Source organism: Paenibacillus sp. TSM33 (assembly GCF_056099025.1).
This window is the reverse complement of record NZ_JBLZXB010000013.1, coordinates 128617-152804: the sequence shown is the minus strand read 5'-3', so window position 1 is coordinate 152804 and position 24188 is coordinate 128617. Positions and strand designations below refer to the sequence as shown.

Genomic DNA, 24188 nt, shown 5'->3' with positions numbered 1-24188 from the left:
CGTCAACCTGTTTCATCTTCATCCACTCCAATGAGAAGAACCGAAGATGAAACAATATAGAAAGAGCGATTAGCTCATTTTGAAACTGACGAGATAAAATATCTCATTTTTGCTTCCATTTCATACAGCCAGATGGCATGTACCAAAATTTCAGCATTGGATTTTATAAATAAAATCCGTACTCACTCGTTGTTCAGTTTTCAAAGATCAATTCAACAGCCGTTTAACTGGCTGGATATATAATTTATCACGTGTATACCCAACAAACAAGTTGTAATATTTACCAGTAAATGATTTGTGTTTCTACGCAGTGTAATTTTTTACTGAGCCACGCCTACACATAGTGATTTATCTATAACAACCGAAGGTATAAACGTTATAAATCATAAAGCAGAAGCTCTTTACTGGAACTGCTGCTTTCGCTTTTTTTATATAAAATCCTGAAATGATCGCTTAGCTTAAAGCTGTAGCTAGATCTTCTATTAAAAGTTCAGCAGGTTCATGCCCCACAGCCAAGCGAATTAGCGATTCGGGCATGTGCTGTTTTTTTAGACTCTGCTTATTGAACCCGTAGTTCGGTGAGATCACCTGGCTCTCCATAGAACCCCACGATACACCGATCCGAATCAGTCGCAGTTTATTGATCACTCTACATATATCCTCATAAGTCGAATCCTTTAGTTCGAAACTGAATAATCCGGCATACCCTTTGAGCTGTCTAGATGCCAGCTCATGTTGTGGATGAGTGGGAAGTCCGGGATGGTTTACTCTGGAAATAGCCGGATGATCTGATAGAAAACGAGCAACCAACAGAGCATTTCTCTGATGGGCTTCCATACGGAGCGGGAGTGTTCTTAGACCCCTAATGAGTAGCCAGGCTTCAAAAGGGGCTAACGAACCGCCAATCAATTCATATTCTTCAGCATACATACGATTTATTATCTCTTTAGAAGCGATTACTGCCCCTGCAATTAAATCATTATGTCCCCCCAAGTACTTGGATGCGGAGTGAACGACGATATCAACGCCCCATTCTAATGGTTTTTGGAACAGGGGTGTAGCCCATGAATTATCTATGATTGTGCGTATACCCTTCGCTTTGGAAAGTGAAGTTACCTCCTGAATATTTACCATATCAAATGTGAATGAGGTAGGAGACTCCATAAGAATAGCGCGGGTCTGCGGTTTGATGGCATCAGCAACTGCTTCCGTAGAAGTCGAATGTACGATTGTAATGTCTATATGGAACCTCTTTAAATATTGGGCTAGGCTGATGGAGGTTTCATATATATGTCCGACCAGAATCAAATGGTCCCCTGCGGATAAGCTACACATTAGAGCGGCACTGATAGCAGCCATTCCGGAAGCAAAACATTTGCAGTCCTCCCCACCTTCTAGCGCAGCAATCATTTGTTCTGCAATCCGAACGGTAGGATTGGTTCCTCTCGAATAGACATAATGCTCCTTCTCATGATTAGCCGCTTCAGCATAGTCTTCGTAGGTATCAAAGAAAAATGGAGCAGTCTCATAAATAGGAGGAGCAGCAGCCTTAGCAAAATACCCTAGTTCGTCCTCAAATCGGAGACAGATAAGCTGATCATCCGAGAAACTCAAATCTGATCACCACTTTCTAAAATTTCAAAACCATAAGAGGTAGTCTCCTCAATCCGGGACTCAAATATTCTATAAATCAAATTGCTTTGGACCTGTGCTGTTTAATTTTCGAAATATGGGGAGTTATGAGGCTTCCAAATGTCTTTCACTAAGTATCCAATTCATAAAAATAGCGTATATTTTTGGGTTGCAGGGCAAAGATATGCTTTATCAATATAGAGGGGGTTTACTTGTGTTAACACGTTGGATTAGAAATGTTCTGAAGCCTGGAAAAAGGTACACACAGGATATCGAAAAATCCAAACAGCAGGCCTCTTCAGAACCCATAAATCCATCATTAACACATACACTATCTTTACTTAAATTAAAACTCGGACAAAGCTCTGATTTTATCATTCGTGATTTTTCCGAAAGTTCTATCCATGCTGGACATCTCGCCGTTTGTTATATTGAGGGGCTGATTGACCAAAACTTGCTTTCCGATTTAATGGAGGGCTTAATTACAGAGTCGGTCTCCGCAGCTTCTTTTAAGCTTGAAGAAAATACCGCAGTTTCGCTAATAAAAAGAACAATCCCATCAGGAAATATTCAAATGATACACTCGCAAAATGAAATTTATCAATCCATCCTCTCCGGCAATGCTGTCATTGCTATCGATGGAAGTACATATGCCCTGGCAGTTTCCATCGGCGGCGGAGTAAGACGAGCTATTCAGGAACCCAGTACCCAAACCGTAGTGCGGGGTCCTAAAGAAGGATTTACGGAGGATATCTCAACCAACATCACACTGATCAGAAGAAAATTGCGGACACCTGACCTTAAATTTGATAGTCATATTATTGGGCGATATACACAAACTAAAATCATTTTAGCTTACATTGAAGGTGTCGCTAATCCAGAAGTAGTGCATGAAATTACTAAACGGCTTCAATCCATTGATACAGACAGCATACTTGAAAGTGGCTACATCGAAGAATTCATACAGGATGAACCACTTAGTCTCTTTCCCACCATGCTAAACTCAGAGCGTCCGGATACAGTCGCAGGTAGCCTTTTAGACGGACAAGTAGCTGTTCTGGTTGATGGGACGCCATTCGCTCTGATTGCACCTGTAACCTTCTTTAATTTCTTTCAGACGGCCGAAGACTACTACCAGAGATATGACATTTCAACTTTTTTAAGGGCTCTTCGTGTGGTATCTTTTCTAGTCTCATTGTTGCTTCCCTCTCTATTTATAGCCTTGACGACTTTCCAGCAGGAAATGATCCCCACCACGCTGTTAATTACGCTGATGGCTCAACGGGAAGGAACTCCTTTTCCTGCATTAATTGAAGCATTAATGATGGAATTGATGTTTGAAGTGATTCGTGAAGCAGGTGTGCGAATGCCACGGGTCATCGGACCAGCCGTTTCCATTGTAGGAGCTCTGGTTATCGGGCAGGCAGCGGTGCAAGCCGGACTGGTCTCAGGTGCAATGGTTATCGTTGTAGCCTTCACTGCTATATCGAACTTTGTCATCCCGTATTTTGGTATGGCTTCAGCAGTCAGGTTGTTGCGTTTTGCACTTATGCTACTGGCGGGGGCTCTGGGATTATTCGGTATTTTAATAGGAATTATCCCCCTTCTTGTTCACCTTGTATCTCTCAAATCATTCGGAGTTGATTATTTTGTGCCCTACAGCCCCACCTTTAAATCTAATATGAAGGACCTTATCATCAGAGCTCCGTGGTGGGCTATGAAAACTAGACCTAGCAAAAAAACAGGCCATAACCAGACAAGACAGGCAGCTCACCAATACCCTGCTAGTTCGGATAAAATCAAAAATAATGACAAGTCTGATACCCAAAAATAGGAGAGATCAATGGTGCGGCAATTAAGAGTTAGTTATGTTCTGTTTATTGCAGGGTTATTACTTACAGGGTGCGTAGATCGTACAGAATTGAACGAATTAGCCATCACAACAGCAACTGGAATTGATGGACATAAGGGCGACTGGATCAATACCTATCAAATTATAATTCCATCAGCCATGACGACTGGCTCAGGTGGTTCTTCCACCGGGGCATCGCAAAGCGCTGTACATACCTTTTCTACACATGGAAAAACATTGAGAGAGACCGTTACGAAGAGTAGCCTGGAATATTCACGAAAACTATATTTTGCCCAAAATAATATACTCGTTATTGGGAAAAAAACAGCAGAACAAGGCATTGAAGAGATTATTGATATTTACCTCCGCAACCTTGATTCACGAGAAACTGTAAAAATATTCATTGCCAACGGAGAGGCTCGTGATTTTTTAAAAAAGCTTGTACCACCAGAGAAAATTCCTGGTCAAGCTTTAGAAAAAATTGTAGAAAGAGATAGCAAATTAGGATCGATTTATCCTGCACTATCCATGTATGAATTTATTTCAAAAATCAGCTCCGATAGTGGTGCAGCCGGAGTTCCAGAAATATCTCTTGAGGGCACCGAACCCGAGAAACTAGATTCCGTTGATGTTTTCAAGGAAACCTCCGCCAAAAGTAAACTCAAGTTATCGGGCTTAAGCCTTTTTCAGAAAGACAAGAGAGTCGGCTTCCTAAATGCAAAAGAAAGTATAGGTGTTTCATGGTTAAACAACCAGATTAATAACACCACTATTAACTATGTGGATGGGAGTGTTACGTCCGCTTTTCTCATCCGGAAAGCCAAAGTTAAGGTAACGCCAATCAAGAATTCAAATCATTTTTACCTAAACGTAGACGTTAAAGCTACCGGAGATCTTTTGTCAGCCTCTTCGCAAAGAGAAATGAAAAATATGCAAAGTATACATCAATTGCAGATGCAAGCAGCGGAAATAATCAAATTGCAAATTCAGGAAGGCTGGAAAGCCTTACAGCAAAAGAATATCGACCTTATTGGTGTTGGAAATAAAATTCATCACAAGTATCCAAAAGACTGGAAAAAAATAAAAGAGACATGGCCTGAAGAGTTCGCAAACATGGATATAAAAATAGGTGTAAAAATGAAGCTTGCACGTCCAGGATTATTCGAAAAATCTTTTAACGAACTGTTGAAAAATGAATAAGTAGGGAGAGGTGAATTGAAGCAATGCGTCAAAATACAATCCGAGTATCTGAGCTGATCATTTGTATGTCTTTATTTGAGGTTGGAAGTACAACTTTGTTTTTAATGGGAGCTGAAGCAAAGCAAGATGCTTGGTTAGTTATGTTGGTAGGAGCTTTAGCAGGACTTCTTCTGCTAATGCTTCATCTTGCTATTCACCATCAAGATCCTGATTTAGATTTGTTCATGTTGTTTCGCCGTTACACAGGGAAATATGTGGGTACACTCATTAACTTACTTTTTGTGATGTATTTTACATATGAAGCATCTCGGAACATACGCGATTTAGGCGAGGTAACCGTAATGACTTTGCTCCGCCAAACCCCTTTGTGGATCATCATCTTGATCACAATTGTGGTCGTATCCAACACAGTTCGTTACGGCTACAAAGCATTGTTCTTATTTTGCTTGTTCCTTTTCCCTTTTTTTGTACTTGGATACGCCATAATTAGTATATTAATTCCGGCAACTGGTCTCTTTCACTTGGAAAATTCCTTTCCGGTTTTAGAGGAAGGATGGAGACCCATATTTAAAGCCGCTATTCCTGAGCTTATCTCCTTTCCATTCGGACAAACTGTGTTATTTCTTGTATTTTATCCGCTTGTACATAAAGGGCGGAATCTCACAAAACCCGTTTCCTTTGCCTATATAATGACCGCACTTGCTCTAACATTTGTTAATCAATTGGATATTTTTGTTCTCGGACCCAAGATCGCCGCAAATAGCACACTTCCTCTTTTGGAAACCGTTCAGTTGATTGAATTAGCAGATCTGTTCGAACGAATGGATGCCCTTTTCACCTTGCTTCTTTTTCTTGGCTTGATCATCAAAATGTCTTTATTTTTTAATGGTGCTGTGATAGGACTAGAAAAAATAACCGGAGTCGGATTTAAAAAATGGATTCTTCCCCTTGCAGCACTTATTTATGGTCTTTCTTTTTTGTCCCCTAACTATATTCATCACATGGTAATCGGTCGAAAATTTGTTCTTAATTCCTGGTTTCCTATTTTTCAAATTTTCCTCCCTTTGTTACTGTTTACCGTTATTGTTATTAGAAAAAGAAAAAGAGACAAATAAACAGTTCTCTTCATAAGGATAGGATAGTTCAAATATGTCTACCTCTTTTATGATGTTTATTCTCATTCATCGGCACCACATGGAGCGTTCCATCCTCGCTATATTCTGCATAGGCAATCTCGTCGATGCTGTCATACCCCTGCTCTCGCGCCTTTGCTTTTATCAGCTCTATATCAATTGTTTTCCCGCGCATAGATTCATTTAGCAACCTTCCCTTATCAATGACAGTAACAGAAAAAAGGTCAGGCTGTGCATCTATTCCCATATCCTGAGCAGCAGGTGGCTCGTATTCGGGTTTGCGCATGACTGACAATGAGCCGTTCGTCTCTAGAGTGGCGTACCAAACCTCACGCAGAGAAAAAATATTTTGCTGGCGTAGCATGGAGAGTAGCTGTGTAAATTCTATATCATATTTCTCCAGCATTTTTTGATTAACCTGCCCTTTATCTACGAGCAGCACTGTTCGACCTTCTGCCATATATCCAAATTTCACAAAATGGGTCGTCGCCTTTTCGAAAAAGTAGGCCAGCGCGCACCATAGTGCCAAAGCAAACAAAAGATGCCAGATCGTCACCTTATCGTCATATAACGTATTCCCTACAATTTCGCTTAATACTAATGATGTCAGAAAATCGAGTGGTGTTAACTGGCTGAGTGTTTTTCGACCTGTAATAAAAGTAATAAGCCATAGGCCAAAAAAGCTGATGATCAATTTGACACCAATTGTGACAAATACCTCCATACATATACCCTCCGAAAGAAGTTATTTTTCTATGGGTTATTTACACTCGTATACTTCTATATAAACAAAGGTTTATTCCATTGCTAAAGTTGTCCGAAAAAAAGCCCGCCGCCAGCTAGAGGCAGCGAACTTTTTAATTACGGCTATTATATATTCTTTGTTTTCGTGTATTCACATAATTATCTACTTTTCACCAGCAGCTGAATTGCTTCTTTAACCAGCTTATCTGTATCTCCTCCAGCTTCTCGCTCTTCCAATATACAACGTTGCAGATTTTCTGCTACAATTTGGGCTATTGCTTTATCTGATGCGTTGCGTACAGCTGATAGCTGGCTGACTACATCCTTGCACGACTTTCCCTCATCCATTAAACGAAGCACCCCACGCACCTGGCCCTCAATCCTTCTCAAGCGCGTTTTCAGTTCATCACTGTAATTGTAATCCATAAGCAATGCACTCCTTTTCTGACTTACCATATACACGTATAGGTATATTATAAACCAAAAAAGTAAATAGAATACCCTAAATAAATAGATTCACCTGCCCCTGCGATGCATCTCCCAAGTAGGCAGCTACTCCAGCATACACTACACCGTCTATTAGTTCTTCTTGTTGAAGTCCTAATAAATCCATGGTCATGGTGCAAGCGACGAGCCTGATCCCTTGCTCTCGTGCTAACGCTATTAGCTCTGGAAGAGAGAGCGCATTATGCTTTTTCATGACATGCCTGATCATCTGTGGTCCCAGTCCGACGAAATTCATTTTGGAAAGTGCCAGCTTTTTCGGTCCACGAGGCATGATCCAGCCAAAGGCTTTTTCGAGCATTCCTTTATTGGAGCGTATGAGTTCATCCTTACGCAATATATTTAGTCCCCAAAATGTAAAGAAAATAGTTACTTCATGATCATATGCCGCCGCTCCATTCGCAATAATGAATGCAGCCAGTGCCTTATCCAGCTCGCCGCTAAATAATATAATCGTTGTTTTGGGCTGAGCTTGCTCTTGATTCTCTGCATAAGTTCCTGCTGCTGTACTCATATGGAATCGCTCCCCATTGTTTCTCCTGCCCAGTCGGATATGCCTGAAAGCACAGATTTGACGTTTTTAGCCCCTTTGTCTGCCAACAAGCGGCAGGCCCTTTCACTGCGTGCTCCAGCTTGGCAGATCACTGCGATTTCATCTTCCAGATTCAGCTCAGCGAGTCTGTTCTCCAGTTCTCTGAGAGGGATGTGCTTAGATCCAGGGATGTGTTTAAGAGCAAATTCGGCGGGTTCACGAACATCCAGCAAAATGAAGTTCTCCTTTGCAGACCATTTTGTTTGCAGTTCCTTATGACTTATCGTTGAAGGAAATGCTTGTTCCTCCTTCACTTCAGTTGGATTTGCTTTGCGAAGATAATGTCGCATGACATCTCCATCTTGAAGAGTGCCCAAATACTGATGTCCGGTGCCTTGGGCCCAGCTCTGAAAATCCACTAACGAACCTCTGTCAGTTACTTGAACCTCCATAATCTGTCCGGCATGGAGTTCATTCATAGCTTTTTTTGTTTTTACAATCGGCATAGGACAAGCAAGGCCTTTGCAATCGAGAATTTGATCTGCTTGGATATGATTAGTTGATGACATAGTGGTACCTCCGCCTTTTTTTGTGGGGGTTAGTCTAGTACTAATTTCTTTATATACATATACCCCTATAGGTATAATAATAGCGAGACTCACTTCCCTTGTCAACCTAGTTAGCTCCTTTCGCTCAGAAACTAACGAATTTATGCCTTGTACTAACTAAAAGCAAACAAAAAAGCCGCACAAAGGTGCGACTCTACTGCATACATAAAATTAATTGTCTATTTTCATCAGTTCTGGTAGATCCAACGACATCGAGATATTACACAACATGCCTCTGGCGAGAAAAAGCATCGTTTTTTCCATGGCTTGTTCAATACCTGCCTGCCGGAAAGCTTTATAGACCGTCGTATGGATCTCACGTACCCCCTGTTGCATCACGGTTACAACCACATCCTCACGGATCGTCTGCGCCTGCATTTGTAAGAGTATTTCATTGCGATAGTCCATCATAATTTGCGAATAGGCTACAATCAGTTCTTGCTCTAACTGCTCCGACGAAGCCGAATGAATAACCTGGTGAAAAGAGTCTATGATGCGTGCAAATGAAACCTTCAACGCTTCAATAAGCAAAGCTTCCTTGGTAGCAAAAAAGCGGAAAACATAGGGCTGAGAAATATTGGCCCGTTCGGCAACTTTGGCTGTTGTAGCTCGGTAGTAACCCATTTCCGCAAAAACTTCGATAGCAGCAGATATGATTTCCTTTTGGCGATTTATTGATGTTGATGTAGCTTTAGCCATATTTTCTCATCCTTTGTTTATTACATTTTCCTAGTAGTGATTAATCAATTACTAATTAGTATAAATGTCACACTCTAAAAATGCAATGAACCAGAAAAGTCGCCTCCCTAATCATGATGGAAACGACTCTTTGGCACACTCCATTATGGCGTCATCGTGTTAAAGTAAAACCGAACATAATTGACCTTTTGCGTTTTGGTTTGATAAGAAAATACTAAATAATAGCTAAGATCTGACGTGTTGTTGATCGTATAATTAGCTTCTGCTGTGCCGGATGTGTCTTTAGAGGTGTCAATTGTTTCTGTGGGCTGGCCTAGTTCGCTAATAACTTGTTTAATAAGCAACTTCTTATATTGTGGATCGTAAGAAGTAATTTCTGTAACTTTGTCACTTCCATCCAGTATGAGATCTGTATGATATTTAGCGTAACTTCTCATAGGGCCTGTAGAACCAGAATCGGATTTCCCCCATAGCTCGAACAACAGATCGCTGCTCGTTCCTAGACCAAGACCTTTAGGCAGATTGGGCAACGTCCCCTGCTTGGCTGCGCTCATTATAGCAGCTGCGGAGCTGTGTTTACTGTCAGGTGTGGCTGTAGTACTCTGTGTCGAGGTTGAACCTTGATCAGACTCTTTTCCAGGTTTCTTGGAATTTTCTGAATCCGCACTAGGCTTACTGATATCTGTACTCGTCTTGTTATTGGGAGTATCTTGCTGATTAGTATTGTTATCTGTGTTCTGATCTGTTGAATTACTGGCAGATGGTGTGGCTGATTTTGTTGTAGATGGAGCAGTTGAGTTTGCTTCTTCGCTATGGCCGCATCCCGTCATTACTGCAAAACCTATAGCCAATAAAGCGCTGGTGGTGACCAGCTTGCAAGCTAACTTTTTACGCTTATGAGATTGATGTGTAAGTTTCATTATGAGATCACTCTTTCCTTGTTCTTGGGTACAAACCAAGTGTAACCGAACCTCGTTTCGAGAATACCTCTACTTGTATCCAACTTGTAAACAAGTGCATTTGCGATTTTCTAATATCCCCTACCTGCGATCATAAATTCCTAGCTGCTGTTTAGAAAAGGCGTAAGGTGAGTCACTCTTCTTCAACCATATATTCCCTTTAATAATGAAGATGTATACAGCAAAAACAAAGTAGATTGTGCCTGCAATCCAGTCTATTGCCGTAGGAATGTCTCGCTTAACAATTTCATGGATATACCAGATTCCGACAGGGACATGCAGGAGAAGTGCCGTAAACAAGCCGGGATTATATACAGTTTTTGCTTTGAGATTGACAACAATTCCGTGCCAGATGACCTGAAAAAATCCCATCAACACAGGTGCGAGTCCAAGCCAGATTACGTGGGGAAACCAGACGGGGAGTAGATAAAATACATAGGCAATTGCCACATTAATGATCATTGCTGATTGAGTGTTCAAGGGGTAATGATCCGGGGCTTCACTTTTAAACAAAACATTGTTAAATAAACCCGCAAAATATCCGGGCCAGCGGTATTCTTCAAATTGGTGAAACAAAATAGCCACAAAGCTTAACCACAGTATGCCTGATAGATCCGATAAGATGGCTGAATTCATAAGCAAAACAATACATACAGCCACTCCGATGATGCCTCCTGCATCTTGCCAATATTTTCTCAAAATATCCATGGCATTCACCCCTAAGATTTATTTTTGATCAAAATATCTTTCAAACAGCAGGTTTAATTGTTCCTCTATTGTAGGCATTTCCACAACTGCTCCAGATTCAAGAATCGGACTCATCAGTGCAGGCAGAAAAATGGCTCCGAATATTTGCAGCATCATAGCTAATAACCGCTCTGGCTGTTGCTCACCTGTTAACTCCTTGATTGTGTTCTGGACCTTTGGAAACCCCATCATGTTTAAAAATCTTCCGTATTCCTGTTGAGATGTAAAGGGCGTGCTGCCCATCACAATAATTCGAGACAGTAGCTCTGGATATTGGCGAATGACCTGTAAATAGTTAAGTAAAAATTGTTTCAGTCTATCTTGCGGAGGCATCGCTGTATTGTCCAAAACAGAAAATGTGTGCTGAAAGCTGTGTAGAATCACTTCAATAGCTTCACTGAGCAAATTTTCCTTGGAGCCAAAATAATAATTAACTAGAGAAATATTAGTACTAGACAGGTCAGCAATTTTCCGGATTGTAACCGCTTCGAAACCTTTCTTTTGAATAAACTCCAGCGTAGACTGTAGAATTTTTTCTTTGGTCTGTTGTTTTTTGTCTGGGTGACTCATCTTTTTCCTCCTCCTGTTTAGTTAAATTCTAACGGACTAATGAAACGGACTACTTTAAGCAAAACAACAATTTAAGCAAAAATTAAAACGATATTTAAAACAATGTTTAAATTATTGTTTGAACTTAGCTTAGCACTTTACATTTCACAAAACAAGTAAAGATATGAGAATTAGGCTATGAAAAAACCCGCAAAACGAATCAGATCGTTTGCGGGTTGAGTGAAGTGAGATTAAGAAAAGACTAAACTAAATTGCCCAATTTCCTTTGCGGAACACAGCCTCTGTGCTTCCGTCTTGCAGTTCACCATCAATATCCAGCTCGGCTGAGCCGATCATAAAGTCAACATGAGTCAGGCTGACATTGGCACCGTTCTGGAGTAACTCCTCCCGGTTCATTTGTGTCCCATTTTCGATATTAAATGGATACGCACTGCCTAGGGCCAAGTGACAGGAGGCATTTTCGTCGATACCTGTATTATAAAAGATGCGATTGAGATTGGAAATCGGTGAATCGTGCGGCACCAGGGCAACTTCTCCCAGATAGCAGGCCCCTTCATCTGTAGCGAGCAAATGAGTGAGATGCTGCTCGCCGGATTCTGCTGTATATTCGGTGACCTTACCGTCCTTAAAGGTAAACGTAATTCGATCTACCAGTTGCCCATTTAAATTAAGTGGCATGGTACTTGTGATGTGGCCGTTGACACCTGTACGCTTAGGCATTGTGAACACTTCTTCTGTCGGCATATTTGCCACGGTATAAATTCCTTGGGCGTTTTCGCCGCCGCCACCACGCCAAATATGTCTTTCGGCCAATTCAATTTTCAAATCTGTTCCTGGTGCACGATAATGGAGGCTTTTATAGTTTTTATGATTCAGCTTGTTTTGTAGCTGTTCGAGATTGTTTAAATGTCCCTGCCAATTTTGAATTGGATCGGAGCCATCTACACGATTCATTTGGAAAATCGTATCCCACATGACACGAATCCGGTCCTCTTCTGCTATATCGGCAAAAACTTTATCTGCCCAAGCCTTCGTCGGTGCTTTAATCAGGCACCAGCTAATCTTAGCATTCCGCGTATAGTGAGCATAGCCTTCTCTCGCAGTAGCCGCCGCCTTTGTTGCGCGAGAAACGTGTTCCGGGTCAATACCTTGATATAAATCCGGGTTCGGCACTTTAATCGTTAGTGTAGCTCCACCCTCTTCGGCGAATTTCTCCATCATGTCTGCTTTCCAAGCAGGATAGTAATCAAAGCTGGCTTCGTCACCATGTTCAAAACGACTGCGTGTAATGGAATCGTCCTCAAACTCTACCTGTACATATTTAGCGCCTGCTTCATAGGCTTTGCTGACAATCAGGCGTGTAAACTCAACAGTTTCCAGTGGTGCAGTTACCAACAACGCCTGTCCTGGCTGAATGTTGACCCCTACTCTTACGACCAGTTCTGCATATTGCTCCAACAATGATTCAAATGTACTCATTTTTCCACGCTCCTATTCCGTTTTGATTACACTAAATGATTTCATCACTATAGTACGGATTGCTTCTCCAAATCACGCAGCTCTACTCTCCGTATTTTGCCTGAGCTGGTTTTAGGGAGTTCCTGGATAAACTCTATTTTTCGTGGATATTTGTAAGGTGCCGTCCATGTTTTCACATGATGTTGCAGTTCCTTCACTAACTCCGGTGATCCTTCTACCCCGGCTTTGAGCACGATGAAGGCTTTTACAACATGTCCACGGATTTCATCCGGACTGGCTACCGCTGCACATTCCTGCACAGAATCATGCTTCATCAGCGCTTCTTCTACTTCAAAAGGACCAATGGTATAGCCAGAACTGATAATGATGTCATCACCGCGTCCTTCAAACCAAAAGTATCCATCCTCGTCCTTTCGAGCCCGGTCTCCTGTTACAAAATAATCTCCATGCACACTAGCTAACTTGCGTTCTGGATCATGATAATACGTATGAAACAATGCCGGCAGATCAGCACGCACTGCAATATCGCCCACTTGCCCTGGAGCCAGCGGAATACCATCCTCGTCTACGACCTCAACAAGTCCCGGTGCAATAGATTTGCCCATCGAGCCTGTGCGTAGAGGTGTGTCTCTTAGATTTCCAATAATTAACGTACTCTCGGTTTGGCCGTAGCCATCACGAATCGTAATGTTGAACTGCTCCTGAAACTTGCTAATAACCTCCTGATTGAGCGGCTCTCCTGCAGAAACTGCACTGCGCAATTGGGATAGATCGTATTGATCCAAACCATCCATTTTTGCCATAATTCGATATTCCGTCGGTGTACAACATAACACTTGGATTCCGTATTGCTGCAGCAACTGCAAATAACGACCCGGACGGAACGAACCATTATATACGAATCCAGTCGCTCCATTTCCCAGTACCGATAAAAACGGACTCCAAATCCATTTTTGCCAGCCAGGTGCGGCTGTGGCCCATACTATGTCTGAAGCTCGAATGTCCAACCATGGTGATGTTATCCGCAGATGGGCATATCCCCAGCCATGGCTATGTACAACAGCTTTAGGATTTCCTGTGGTACCCGAAGTATAGGCCAGAATGGCCATGTCATCACGGTGTGTCTTCACAGCTTCAAAAATATCTTCTTGTCCTTCCATCAGCTCATCCAGCACGAGCCAGCCTGGTGCATCTACTGTGCGGTCCCTAGGGACTACAATGCGATGATCCAAAGCAGGCAAATCATCGCTGATTTTATCTATTTCACCTGTTACTCCGGTCCAGGCAATGACTGCACGCGCTTCCGAATGGCGAAGGCGATATGCAATATCCTTGGCCCGCAGCATTTCTGAAGATGGGATGACAGCAAGCCCCAGCTTCAAGCATGCCAGATAAATGACATATGCAATAATACGCCGTGGTACTACGACCAGAACTCTGTCCCCTTTGTTAAATCCCAGACTTGCAAGTCCTCCAGCCAGCCGGTTTGCTTTTTTTAACAGCTCTCCGTAGGTGATTTCTTCGTATTCTCCTGTCTCACTTAACCACTTGAGTGCGGTCTTACCAGCCTCATGGTGTTCCATTTCCGAAGTCATATTGTAATATTCATGCGCAAGCCATTGTTGCTGATCAGTCAAGTTATACCTTCCCCTTTATACATAAGATAAGAGCAATTCCCTTTATGTAGTATAACACGTCTTAGTACCAGGTTCTAATACCAGAACTAATTTATTTGGAAAAAAATAAAATTTGTAAAACAAACGACAAAAAGAAAGAGCCTGAATACAGACTCTTTTCCTTACTACTATTGTAATCTACAACTCAATGTCTACCACTGTAGAAGCGGCTTCCTGCCCGTTTACGAGCAGCACAATTCGGTGCGCTCCCGCATAATGGCGACGAGTTGTCAGGTCCGCGAACCGGTGTGTTCGTGTACCTGTTAGACGGGTTCCTCCAGAGACGATTTTGTCAGAAAGCAAAAAAAGTTTGCGTGAGACTTGTCCTCTCGCCTTTACAAAGTCAATGCCATATTCGATGCGAACTCGTACAGGTTCACCTTCTCGAAGCTGAAGCACATAGCTCAGTTCACAGTGATCCCCGATCTTTAATACGGCAGGGTCTGTGGTGAAAGAGGCTGCTGTGACCAGCGGCACCCCATCCGTATCATCCGCATAGCCGAACAGGGCCATCACTTCAGGGATGGATTTGCGAATCAGGGATCGACAGCCATGGCGCACAATCCAATCGGTGTCAGGATGTGTACCCTTCCACCGTTGAGCCGTTGCAATTACGATATCGGGATGATCCTTGGCAATATCGTTCAGGTTGTTGGCTACACTTTTACGTACATACAATGATGGATCGGCCTTCAGTAATTCCAATACGGCCAATACCGGAGCAGGATCACGTTTGAAGACAGGCAGCGCCTGTCCCCAAGGCAGCCGTGGACGACATCCTTCGCTGGCAAGACGGCGGACGTGTTCACTGGGGTGTCCCGCCCAAGTCGTCATCTGTCGCATCATCCGTTCTGGTTCACGCAGAAGGAAGGGTCTCACAGCAAACTCCGCAGAGGATTTTGATGTAAATCGCTCCAGTGCATTCATAGACAGGTCCCAATGCTCTTCTCCCTGCCCATATACCTCTACGAAATCGGGGAAAAACAAGTACGGAAACCCGCTACAGTACTCATCAATGGCAAATAAAATAAAAAGAGCTTCTTCATAACTACTGGGTAAAAACGCTCCTAATGTTAACGAAATACGCCGTATTCGTTCTTTTAGCTCCAACTCGTCCCATTTTTTATCCATAACTTGATGGATAAATCCGTCAATGTCGAACGGACTGTATGCAGCCTGTACTCTTTCACCGAATAGACGAAGGAAATCCTCCGTGTACATATTTTTTAAGGGTTCAGCCATTGTATATCTCCTTTTAAATATGAATGTAAGCAAGAAGCGATGAACGAACAATATCTTCGTCTATGATAACCGTAAATCGTGACCCAGCACCAGCACTAAATAGGGTTAAAAGAATGGATATAAGACACATTAAAAAAATGCCAAGTCCTAAGATTAGGACCTGACATTTTTCCATCAACACTACAAATCGAATGAGACTTATATTTTGTGTTGGACAAACCAGTCGGTAATACGTTGCAGTCGTTCCACGCGAAGCTGTGGGTGCCCTTTACGTGAAAGCTCGTGACTCGAAGCTGGGAAACGGACAAATTGGGTGGGCTTTCCCAAACGACGCAATGCTGTAAACAACTGCTCTCCCTGCTCAATAGGGCAACGTAGATCCTGCTCTCCATGTAATATGAGCAGCGGTGTATTGATTTGCTGTACATAAGCCAACGGGGACTGCCTCCACAAAAGCTCGAAATCATCCCATGGATTCCCGCCAACTTCATCTTCCGTAAACGAGTATCCGATGTCACTCACCCCATACATTGACAGCCAGTTAGATATGGAACGCTGGGTCACAGCTGCGCGGAAACGATCCGTATGCCCGACAATCCAGTTAGTCATAAAGCCACCATAGCTGCCTCCCGTGACACCCAGTCTTTCTGGATCGATGAATGGGAATTGGCGTATAGCCTCGTCCACTGCGCTCAGTAGATCGGTGTAGTCACGTCCGCCGTAATCTCCAAGGACAACATTGGTAAAAGACTGTCCGTACCCTCGGCTTCCTCCCGGGTTCGTATAGATGACTGCATACCCCTGAGCAGCCAGCAACTGAAACTCATGGAAAAAGGAATTGGAATACATGGCATGAGGACCACCATGAATTTCCAGAATGGCAGGATAAGTTCCCCCCTCCTTAAAACCAGCTGGCTTCATCACCCACCCCTGCACGCGTCGACCATCCTCGACCTCCGTCCAGAAGCTCTCAGGTACACTGATCTCAATCTCACCAAGCAGAGAATCATTGACTCGTGTCAGTCGTTCCTCGGTCCCTGAATGGATCGCAATCCGGAACAAATCGCCTGGTAAAGCGACATCGGTGGAAGCAGCAATGATATGCTGCTCATCCAAAGTAAGCTCAAATTGGTAAATTTCCCGTTCTCCTTGGGTTAAAATTTTAAAAGTTCCATCAAGCGCAAACTGATATACGTGCACATTTCCTTCAATGGATACCAGCGTATACAGGGATTGACCGTCCGCACTGAAGCGTGGTGGTCCTACATGAAGATGTGAACGCATGTCGCTCATACCGGCATTACCGAGGTGAGCATCAAGCGTCTCACTAACACATACTGCCATCCCGCCACTGGAGGGGACCGTATACAGTCGAGTCTGAGTAGCGCCTTTGGCATGACGATCATGACCGTAAAAGGCAATCAATGTACCATCGGGAGAGAAAGCAGCACTCTCGATTTGAAGCTCAGAATGAGTCAGCTTAAACGGTACTGCCGCATTGCCATTAGAACTCGCAGGAGCTACCGTAAACAAATCATTTTGCTTGCGTAAATCAGTATCCTCTTTAGAATGCTCCGCTATTCTAGCGACAAATAAAATTAGTTGGCCACTCGGTGACCAGACAGGCTCCGCCACATCATAAGCGCCGGATGTCAGTTGAACCGTGTGCCCTGAAGTCACATCAGTTACATACAAGTGATCACGAGTATCATTCCACAGCCCATAGCCGTCGGATTTAGCTTTTGTTCGATTAACCACTCGTCCCTCAAGATATGTCTCCTGCTTTCCTGCATCGCATGTAGGACTTGACTGGTTCTCAGCAGTTTTAGCTACAAACGATATGTAGACTCCATCCGGCGACCAGGCTAATGAACGAACATTGTTCTCTACGTGCGTAAGTTGTCGGGCTTCTCCCCCGCGTGCTGGAATAATCCATACCTGGCGCTTGCCGTCTGTTGAACGGAGAAAAGCAAGTTGTGATCCGTCCGGTGACCAGACAGGTGTTTCATCTTTCGGTCCGTATGTAAAGGGTATTGGAGCTTTACCTTCGAACGGTAACAGCCAAATAGCCGAGTTATAGTCTGTCCGTTCTTCATTAATACACTGCTCTACGTAAGCGATGTCGCCACTCGTGGGATGAACAGCTGGATCGCTAACCCAGTGAAAACGATATAAATCCTCGGCTGTTATACGGCGTTTGGTCGTGCTTGATTGCGAGTTGCTCAAATAAACCCCTCCCTAATATTGTAAGTTTACTACAACTTTACACTCCGTTAATCCGATTAATTTTATATGAATTTAATAAATATATAATTACGTTACTCTTTTTATGTATCTCTGTCAATTTGTCCAAAACTCAAAGAACCTCCTCTCAGTCGCTACGACTCGAAAACACCGCCGTTTCGGTTGCTTTCTTGAGAGAAGGTCATCATCTGTTATCGTTCTTCTGTACCGTACGCATTAAAGCCAAACTCCTCTGCGAGCACAGCCTGCCTGACGACATTTTAAAATTTCTGCTGCGAACTCAGGCTTCCCCAGTGATCGGGTCTAATTTCGGTTACCGTCTCGGCTTCATTTTTTCATGGAGGTAGGTGGAGAATAATTCAGGATTCACTACTTTACGCAGTAAATGCATCGTCCCGTCCCCTGTTCCATGGTCAAAAGCATGGATACGTTCATATCCCCAACGCTCGTACATGGATAATAAATAGGGATGTTTTTCCGCAGTCGCTAATGTCACTGCAGGAGCTCCAACCTGATCACGAATAATCATTTGTTCTACCCAGTTCAGCAGTTTTTTTCCATATCCTTTGCCCTGGGCAGCCGGATCTACGGCAAACCACATCACAAACGGAAGATCGGTTATAAAATTAAGGGCTCTATTTTTTAGATGACTAACGGTAGCCTGGATGACACCATCGACTTCCAGCACATAGCAATCATTATTTTTAATGTTTTCTTGAATGAGAGCAACGTCTGCCTGAGCGGCAGGCCATCTAAGCTCCAACTGCCGAATTGTTTCATATGCCTCATACGTTATATACTGCAATCTTTCTGCATCCTCTTGACGTGCCAGACGATAGATCTCGCTCATTGGTTCCCCGCCTCCCTATAGTATTGTAATAATGTGCATAAACATTTTTCAACTAATCCTATCTTTTTAATCAGAAATAAAAGTTAACATTACTGTAGCATGATCATCATTCAGCGACAAATTAATTTTTTCTATACCTTCATTTAAAATAACAATATCCCTTGAGGGTTGGAAAGTCCGCAATTCAAATAAAAGAAAAAAAGCCCGAAAGCCGGGCTCTTTTTCTTTCTAGACCCATAGAATGCTGTCCCTGTCTCTGGGGGCATTCAAACGAGCCTGTACGCTGTGTTATTCCGCAGGGGCAACAAAGCTACGTTTGGCAAACTCGCTGTCCAGCATATAAAAGGCATTGCTGTCTTTTTCAATGCGCTTAAGCTTCTGGATAACACTATCGAACAGGGCTTCCTCTTCGACTTGCTCATCAATAAACCATTTCAAGAAATGGATCGTTGCATGCTCACGTGCATCGAGGGCCAAGTCAGCCAAATGATAAAATTTTTGTGTGTTTTGCTGCTCATGCTTGTAGCCATGCTCAAATACGTCCAGCATGGAATCGTAGCTATTTTTGGGCTCAGGTAATGCTGCCAATGTGGCGCGTCCTCGACGGTCATTAATGTATTTATACAGTTTCATGGCATGAAACCGTTCCTCCTCCGCTTGTACCAGGAAGAAGTTTGCAAACCCATCCAGACTTTCACTGGAGCAGTAAGCAGCCATTGCCAGATATACGTGAGCGGAGTAAAATTCGAAGTTCATTTGCTCATTCAGAGCCTGTGCCAAATTGTCATTCATGTCTTAGGTCACCTCGGTCATATATGTAATGATGTAACGTTCTTAGTGTACCATGAATTTGATCACAAAAAAACGGACGGAAGTGAATTCAGACACACTCATGTTCCGCCCGTCACACGAATATTTAGTTTACAATCAAGGCTCCAGCCCCCAGACACGTTTTTCGTTGATATACAAAGGTGCTTTGTCCCAATCTGTATAAGAGGTCTTGGTTGCATCATAGGAAAAATCGTCACTTTCGTTATAGTTGCTCCAGTCTGTCTTGTTCATACGAATCTGAATATCCCCCGTGTTTTCCCCTGCTGCCAGACTTCCAGCACCAGCTCCAAAAGAGATTTCCAGATAATAGTCTGCCCCATTAACGGCCTTATCCAGCTTCACAAAACGCCCCTGAACGTTGCTGCTGCCTAATTGCGCATAATCACAGTGAAACTCCTGCGCCTTATCGCCATCTACAGTATAGTAGTATCTCAGCTTGACGTTTTTCAGATCCACAGCCTCTTTACCCTTGTTTACGATACGGAAGAGTGGTCGAATCTGGTTATCTCCTGGGTTGGTGTCGCCCACACGGTATTGGGCAATTATATCACCCTTTGCCGGAATCGGCGCTGCTGTCGGCTTGGCGCTGACCTCAGCAGAATCCGGGCTGGTTCCTAAGGAATTTGTTGCACTTGTTACATAATAATAAATGGTTTCATTCACCACCCCTGTATCCTTATACGTGGCGTCAGTTACCGTTGCTACCGTGGTATACGGGCCACCACTGGTTGTGGAGCGCTTAACCGTGTAGCTATCAGCACCTGTCGCTTTGCTCCAGGTTAGCGTAACTTGTGCATCTCCTGCACTCGCCTTTACATTTGCCGGAGCTTTGGGAGCTGTAGGTTCGGCTGGTCCACTACCATTAATCAGACGGTCATACTCTGCATAAGCAGTTGCCATATCTACTTGGGACCAGAAACGGTGATACGTAAATTCCGGTGCTCCTTTATCCCATTTTTTGGTCTGTTTGTTCCATGAAGTCGTGTATTTGTCTTTAAGATAGGACCATTGCGGATCTTTAGTGATATTAGGGCGGATGTCGCTATAGCTGGAATACGTACCATTGCCGCCCTTGGTCGGATCAGACGGTATAGCGTCTGTGCCTGGGATCGTGTTGCCTTGCCCAGTCTTACCACTCCATCCTCCCGGGATATATACTTCTTTGGTAAAATAACGATAATAATCCTCACGTGCTTCCTTCGTTGTAATTCCTATGCCGTCGTTATAACCCCATGCTGCATCAAGCAGGGCCTTAGACAGATCTTTGGCTTCCTTGCCTAACTCGGTGTAGTCTCCTTTTTCAGCCTTTGTTCCGGCAGCAAAGAAGGTCAGTGCTTTCACATAACTGCCCAGCACTCCTGCATCCTGTCCTGGATTTTTGGTTACGACATGAAGATTGGCATTTCCTTTATGATTGGCAAATCCGCTCCAAGTTTCAGGCTTGCCACTCCATTCCAGATTGCTCGGCAGCCAGAACTCACCGTTAGCCGCTGTAGTGGCTACCTTCGGATTTTTGCCACCCAGAATACGCTTGCCTTGTGCATCCAAATAGTAACCCTGCGTATCAGTTACAGGCCGTTCGTTGGCAAATACATAGCTCTTGGACCAAGCGATCCAGTTTTCCGTCACTTGTTTAGCCATTTTAAACTGCTCAGATGAAGTCTCACCTTTCTTGGCCAAAATATAATACAGCTCCGCAATTCGCTCGACTGGCCAAGCCTGCATTCCAAACCAGTTGTTGGACGGTGGATCTTGATATACAGGAGCTCCTGTATAAGCCATGCCATAAAAGGTACTCGTACCAGATGGATACGCCTTGTAGGCGCCATCCCAGCTATTCGTTGCTCCACCTGCAATGGCCCCCTCATCAGATTGCAGCCAAGTGTAAAATTCCAATTGGCGCTTGAGCGAGGTCGCCCAGTCCTGTCCTGCCGTAGGTGAATTTGGTATCAATCCGCTATCCTTATCGGATAATGCATATGCAGCGACGACATTCTGGTAGCCCTGATGCGCATGGCTGGCACCAATCCGCCAAGCCCAGTTGCCGCTTTGGCCCAGTCCGCCGCCCCAAGCCGTATACCATGCCATTAGATAAAGACTGGCATCCTTGCCCGTGCCAGCAATCGGGCTTCCATTGGAAGCGCTTCCTACTTTCTGAAAGTATTTATCGTACATGCCGTAACGCAAGAAATCTCCCATCTTTTTTGCTTTGTCCAAATATACCTGGTTGTCATAACCCAGTTCTTTCGCCCAGTACATGGCTTGAACCGCACGTGCGTCCGCATCCGTGGCATTTGTGTAGCGCCATTGCTGTGCAGGAGCATTATTTTCCTTGGTGAACAGGCTCATGAAGCCTTCATTAGACTTGCCAAACTTGTGATTATCCTGCGATGGATGCGGTACGGCCTCCCAGACCGATTCCTGTTCCCCACGCTGGAAGGTGTTCACATAGGTGGCCGTATGTGACGGGTTCAGCAGATTGCCAAAACCGTACCAATTGTCTACATCCAGCAGCCAATGCATCAGGTAGGTCTGGTTGTTGCCATAGGTTGCCTTCAGCTCAGAGTCCAGCGGGTCCTTGCCAGCACCATACTGACCACTCAGACGGCTTGGGTACTGATCCGGCTGCGGATATTCTGCGGCATAAGTGGCAGGGCTGTTCGGGTTATAGTTGCTCATTGTAGGTTGCTCTTCCTTACCGTCACCCTCATTAACAGGAATGATATATTTCTCCATGTTGTCCCATGCCGATTCCAAATGACCCCAATCCCCGGTATACTGACCATAGAGAACTTCCAGCCACATCCAATAGCTGTACGCTTCCGAGGTCGTTAAGTGTCCATAGTCAGGAGCCTCGCTCATGAGTGTTTCAACGGAATGATAAGGGATACCTTCTTTTGAAAAGTAACCGCTGGCCGGGTCCTTTAGCTGTTTATACATTTGTAGAAAGCGTGTCGATTCAGGGGTTGCGGCTGATGCACGGTCGGGTTCGGCCTGAAATAAGCCCAAACTTAACGGAAGTACCAAAATGGCTGACATGACCATAGAGACAGATTTTCTGAACACAGATTTTCTACTGATCACTGTTGCATTCATCCTCTCCATTATCAATTTTTGGCTTTACTCAAAATTTGGTTCCGAAAAACGACAGCACAAAAAGACAGCGCCATCACCTCACTTTCCCGTTATAAAGGTGGAGGACACGCTGTCCATAGCTCCAAATGCTTCACATTGGCCCTGGCAAGAATATACCACACTAGTCGCCAAATGAGAGTCGAAAAATTCTATATGTTTAGAGTTGCAGAAGGAAAATTGACGAAATCGATAGGAATCGGTACTATTTCACAAGGAGGCGTTAAAACATGAAAGTGTTGCTATTGCTTGGCTGTGTTGTGATGTTTTTAGCTGTAGCTCTGGGAGCATTCGGGGCACATGCCTTGAAAAAAAGACTTTCCACAGACATGATGAGCATATTCCAGACAGGAATTCAATATCAAATTGCTCACGGGTTGGGTTTATTGCTACTGGGAGTTCTTGCAGGCAACCTTGTCCATTCTTCTCTTATTGTAGCCGCAGGTTGGGTTATGTTGGTGGGCATTCTCCTGTTTTCCGGCAGTCTGTATGTTCTTAGTGTGTCTGGTGTGAAGAAGCTTGGAGCCATCACCCCGATTGGCGGGCTGGCTTTTTTGGCAAGCTGGGTCATTGTGATTGTGGCGGTAATACAAGGCTAAGCAAATGAACAGAGACTTGGAAAAGTAGGCGCTTCCAAGTCTCCTGAATCATTGGCTAATTATTAATGAATATGAAAGAATCTATGATTTCGTTTGCACTTGCTGTGCTTTCTGAGCCGCGATCCGATGACCTTCAATATAGCGTTTGGATTGAGCCATCTCATGCTCCTGAGCAGCTTCCATAATAATATGGACCCCTGGCTTGTACTGCTCCAGCAGTTCCATATATAGACCATAGTTCATGTCACCAAAACCCGGCGGTACGGTCTCGATCTCACCTGATGATGACAAACGTCGGTCTTTGGCATGCGCTGCGATAATCCGAGGTCCCAGCAGCTGAAAAGCTTCGCGGATGATCTCATCCTGTCGCTCTAGGTTTTCCGTTTTTAGCAAATTACCCGGATCAATCACAACGCCTATGTGTGAAGACGGTACTTCCTCCAGAAAGGTAGCCAGTTCTGCTGCTGTTCCGACCAAATGATCGTTAGCAGCCTCCAATCCTACGAATACCCCCCATTTCTCCGCCTCATCTGCTAATTCTCGCACAACTTCTTTTACAACTCTCCAGTCCCGTTCTGAATAAGGGGTGCCATCCTCGTTGCGTCCAACTTCAGCTGCGACCATTGGTGCTCCTAACAGACCCGCGTATCGGATCAGCTCTTTGAAACGCTCTACATTTTCACGTAACAATTCCTCATCCTGTACAAAAAAATGCAAATAGCACCCGAGCACTGATATGGATACTCCGTGCTTACGAAATTCCTCAGCGATAGACAAGGCTAATCCCGGATTGAACTTGCCAGGTTTATTAAAATCGACATCACTGATCGCTCTCCACGGAGCGAGCTGAACATGAGTAAAGCCCGCTTCACCTACCTTCGCCGCCAACTCGCGATAAGGCAACTTGCCAAACAAATGAGCCAATACACCTACTGTCACTAAAAATCACCTCTTT

21 protein-coding genes are annotated in these 24188 nt (G+C 43.9%); 4 read left to right on the top strand and 17 right to left on the bottom strand.

Going from position 1 to position 24188, the window contains the following annotated elements:
• Positions 1-453: 453 nt before the first annotated feature.
• Positions 454-1614 carry a trans-sulfuration enzyme family protein gene (locus ACN6NF_RS11725; RefSeq protein ID WP_474317838.1) on the bottom strand — a complete coding sequence of 387 codons (1161 nt, stop codon included), beginning with the start codon at positions 1612-1614 and terminating at the stop codon, positions 454-456.
• A gap of 232 nt (positions 1615-1846) precedes the next feature.
• On the opposite strand from ACN6NF_RS11725, the gene ACN6NF_RS11720 reads away from it, so the two are divergent.
• Genes ACN6NF_RS11720 through ACN6NF_RS11710 form a run of 3 tightly spaced genes read left to right on the top strand, consistent with a single transcriptional unit; the run spans position 1847 to position 5799 of the window.
• A complete protein-coding gene (locus ACN6NF_RS11720) occupies positions 1847-3466 on the top strand; it encodes a spore germination protein (RefSeq protein WP_474317836.1) in 1620 nt (539 codons plus the stop codon).
• Between the two features lie 9 nt (positions 3467-3475).
• Complete coding sequence (locus ACN6NF_RS11715; protein ID WP_474317834.1) at positions 3476-4684, top strand: Ger(x)C family spore germination protein; 1209 nt, start codon at positions 3476-3478, stop codon at positions 4682-4684.
• A 23-nt stretch (positions 4685-4707) separates the two neighbouring features.
• Positions 4708-5799 (top strand): GerAB/ArcD/ProY family transporter, encoded by a 1092-nt coding sequence (locus ACN6NF_RS11710; protein ID WP_474317833.1) that lies wholly within the window; start codon positions 4708-4710, stop codon positions 5797-5799.
• A gap of 28 nt (positions 5800-5827) precedes the next feature.
• On the opposite strand, the gene ACN6NF_RS11705 is transcribed toward ACN6NF_RS11710, so the two are convergent.
• From ACN6NF_RS11705 to ACN6NF_RS11635, 15 genes are all read right to left on the bottom strand, one after another.
• Positions 5828-6541 (bottom strand): DUF421 domain-containing protein, encoded by a 714-nt coding sequence (locus ACN6NF_RS11705; protein ID WP_474317831.1) that lies wholly within the window; start codon positions 6539-6541, stop codon positions 5828-5830.
• Between the two features lie 179 nt (positions 6542-6720).
• Complete coding sequence (locus ACN6NF_RS11700) at positions 6721-6987, bottom strand: metal-sensitive transcriptional regulator (protein ID WP_016819043.1); 267 nt, start codon at positions 6985-6987, stop codon at positions 6721-6723.
• 76 nt (positions 6988-7063) lie between these two features.
• On the bottom strand, positions 7064-7579 hold the full coding sequence (locus ACN6NF_RS11695) for a DsrE/DsrF/DrsH-like family protein (RefSeq protein WP_474317829.1): 516 nt from the start codon (positions 7577-7579) through the stop codon (positions 7064-7066).
• On the bottom strand, positions 7576-8166 hold the full coding sequence (locus tag ACN6NF_RS11690; protein ID WP_474317827.1) for a sulfurtransferase TusA family protein: 591 nt from the start codon (positions 8164-8166) through the stop codon (positions 7576-7578). The genes ACN6NF_RS11695 and ACN6NF_RS11690 overlap by 4 nt, the downstream gene beginning before the upstream one ends.
• A gap of 210 nt (positions 8167-8376) precedes the next feature.
• Positions 8377-8904, bottom strand: a complete 528-nt coding sequence (locus ACN6NF_RS11685; RefSeq protein ID WP_474317825.1) for a TetR/AcrR family transcriptional regulator — start codon at positions 8902-8904, stop codon at positions 8377-8379.
• Between the two features lie 143 nt (positions 8905-9047).
• The gene (locus ACN6NF_RS11680; protein ID WP_474317824.1) at positions 9048-9824 is read right to left on the bottom strand and encodes a DUF4309 domain-containing protein; all 777 of its coding nucleotides are present in this window, start codon (positions 9822-9824) and stop codon (positions 9048-9050) included.
• A gap of 120 nt (positions 9825-9944) precedes the next feature.
• Positions 9945-10571 (bottom strand): HXXEE domain-containing protein, encoded by a 627-nt coding sequence (locus tag ACN6NF_RS11675; protein WP_474317822.1) that lies wholly within the window; start codon positions 10569-10571, stop codon positions 9945-9947.
• Between the two features lie 18 nt (positions 10572-10589).
• On the bottom strand, positions 10590-11180 hold the full coding sequence (locus tag ACN6NF_RS11670) for a TetR/AcrR family transcriptional regulator (RefSeq protein ID WP_474317821.1): 591 nt from the start codon (positions 11178-11180) through the stop codon (positions 10590-10592).
• Positions 11181-11426: 246 nt separating this feature from the next.
• Positions 11427-12659 carry an aminopeptidase gene (locus ACN6NF_RS11665; RefSeq protein ID WP_029514312.1) on the bottom strand — a complete coding sequence of 411 codons (1233 nt, stop codon included), beginning with the start codon at positions 12657-12659 and terminating at the stop codon, positions 11427-11429.
• 47 nt (positions 12660-12706) lie between these two features.
• Positions 12707-14296, bottom strand: a complete 1590-nt coding sequence (locus tag ACN6NF_RS11660; protein ID WP_474317820.1) for an acetate--CoA ligase — start codon at positions 14294-14296, stop codon at positions 12707-12709.
• A 177-nt stretch (positions 14297-14473) separates the two neighbouring features.
• Complete coding sequence (locus ACN6NF_RS11655) at positions 14474-15577, bottom strand: DNA alkylation repair protein (RefSeq protein ID WP_474317819.1); 1104 nt, start codon at positions 15575-15577, stop codon at positions 14474-14476.
• Between the two features lie 198 nt (positions 15578-15775).
• Entirely contained in the window at positions 15776-17803 is a 2028-nt protein-coding gene (locus tag ACN6NF_RS11650) for a S9 family peptidase (protein ID WP_474317817.1), read from the bottom strand.
• A gap of 331 nt (positions 17804-18134) precedes the next feature.
• On the bottom strand, positions 18135-18671 hold the full coding sequence (locus ACN6NF_RS11645; protein WP_474317816.1) for a GNAT family N-acetyltransferase: 537 nt from the start codon (positions 18669-18671) through the stop codon (positions 18135-18137).
• A gap of 288 nt (positions 18672-18959) precedes the next feature.
• Positions 18960-19463, bottom strand: coding sequence for a ferritin (locus tag ACN6NF_RS11640; protein WP_474317814.1), 504 nt, complete (start codon positions 19461-19463; stop codon positions 18960-18962).
• 135 nt (positions 19464-19598) lie between these two features.
• Positions 19599-22547, bottom strand: a complete 2949-nt coding sequence (locus ACN6NF_RS11635; RefSeq protein ID WP_474317844.1) for a glycoside hydrolase family 48 protein — start codon at positions 22545-22547, stop codon at positions 19599-19601.
• A 317-nt stretch (positions 22548-22864) separates the two neighbouring features.
• Between ACN6NF_RS11635 and ACN6NF_RS11630 the strand changes: the two genes are divergently transcribed.
• Complete coding sequence (locus tag ACN6NF_RS11630) at positions 22865-23233, top strand: DUF423 domain-containing protein (RefSeq protein ID WP_474317813.1); 369 nt, start codon at positions 22865-22867, stop codon at positions 23231-23233.
• Positions 23234-23314: 81 nt separating this feature from the next.
• Here the strand turns inward: ACN6NF_RS11630 and ACN6NF_RS11625 are convergent, their stop codons facing one another.
• Positions 23315-24172 (bottom strand): sugar phosphate isomerase/epimerase family protein, encoded by an 858-nt coding sequence (locus ACN6NF_RS11625; RefSeq protein ID WP_474317812.1) that lies wholly within the window; start codon positions 24170-24172, stop codon positions 23315-23317.
• Between the last annotated feature and the right edge of the window lie 16 nt (positions 24173-24188).

What these genes read in the sequence shown, in the direction of transcription:
- ACN6NF_RS11715 (WP_474317834.1), top strand. Translation starts at nt 3,476, where the DNA reads ATGGTGCGGCAATTAAGAGTTAGTTATGTTCTGTTTATTGCAGGGTTA.
- ACN6NF_RS11710 (WP_474317833.1), top strand. Translation starts at nt 4,708, where the DNA reads ATGCGTCAAAATACAATCCGAGTATCTGAGCTGATCATTTGTATGTCT.
- ACN6NF_RS11705 (WP_474317831.1), bottom strand. Translation starts at nt 6,541, where the DNA reads ATGGAGGTATTTGTCACAATTGGTGTCAAATTGATCATCAGCTTTTTT.
- ACN6NF_RS11700 (WP_016819043.1), bottom strand. Translation starts at nt 6,987, where the DNA reads ATGGATTACAATTACAGTGATGAACTGAAAACGCGCTTGAGAAGGATT.
- ACN6NF_RS11695 (WP_474317829.1), bottom strand. Translation starts at nt 7,579, where the DNA reads ATGAGTACAGCAGCAGGAACTTATGCAGAGAATCAAGAGCAAGCTCAG.
- ACN6NF_RS11690 (WP_474317827.1), bottom strand. Translation starts at nt 8,166, where the DNA reads ATGTCATCAACTAATCATATCCAAGCAGATCAAATTCTCGATTGCAAA.
- ACN6NF_RS11685 (WP_474317825.1), bottom strand. Translation starts at nt 8,904, where the DNA reads ATGGCTAAAGCTACATCAACATCAATAAATCGCCAAAAGGAAATCATA.
- ACN6NF_RS11680 (WP_474317824.1), bottom strand. Translation starts at nt 9,824, where the DNA reads ATGAAACTTACACATCAATCTCATAAGCGTAAAAAGTTAGCTTGCAAG.
- ACN6NF_RS11675 (WP_474317822.1), bottom strand. Translation starts at nt 10,571, where the DNA reads ATGGATATTTTGAGAAAATATTGGCAAGATGCAGGAGGCATCATCGGA.
- ACN6NF_RS11670 (WP_474317821.1), bottom strand. Translation starts at nt 11,180, where the DNA reads ATGAGTCACCCAGACAAAAAACAACAGACCAAAGAAAAAATTCTACAG.
- ACN6NF_RS11665 (WP_029514312.1), bottom strand. Translation starts at nt 12,659, where the DNA reads ATGAGTACATTTGAATCATTGTTGGAGCAATATGCAGAACTGGTCGTA.
- ACN6NF_RS11655 (WP_474317819.1), bottom strand. Translation starts at nt 15,577, where the DNA reads ATGGCTGAACCCTTAAAAAATATGTACACGGAGGATTTCCTTCGTCTA.
- ACN6NF_RS11645 (WP_474317816.1), bottom strand. Translation starts at nt 18,671, where the DNA reads ATGAGCGAGATCTATCGTCTGGCACGTCAAGAGGATGCAGAAAGATTG.
- ACN6NF_RS11640 (WP_474317814.1), bottom strand. Translation starts at nt 19,463, where the DNA reads ATGAATGACAATTTGGCACAGGCTCTGAATGAGCAAATGAACTTCGAA.
- ACN6NF_RS11635 (WP_474317844.1), bottom strand. Translation starts at nt 22,547, where the DNA reads ATGGTCATGTCAGCCATTTTGGTACTTCCGTTAAGTTTGGGCTTATTT.
- ACN6NF_RS11630 (WP_474317813.1), top strand. Translation starts at nt 22,865, where the DNA reads ATGAAAGTGTTGCTATTGCTTGGCTGTGTTGTGATGTTTTTAGCTGTA.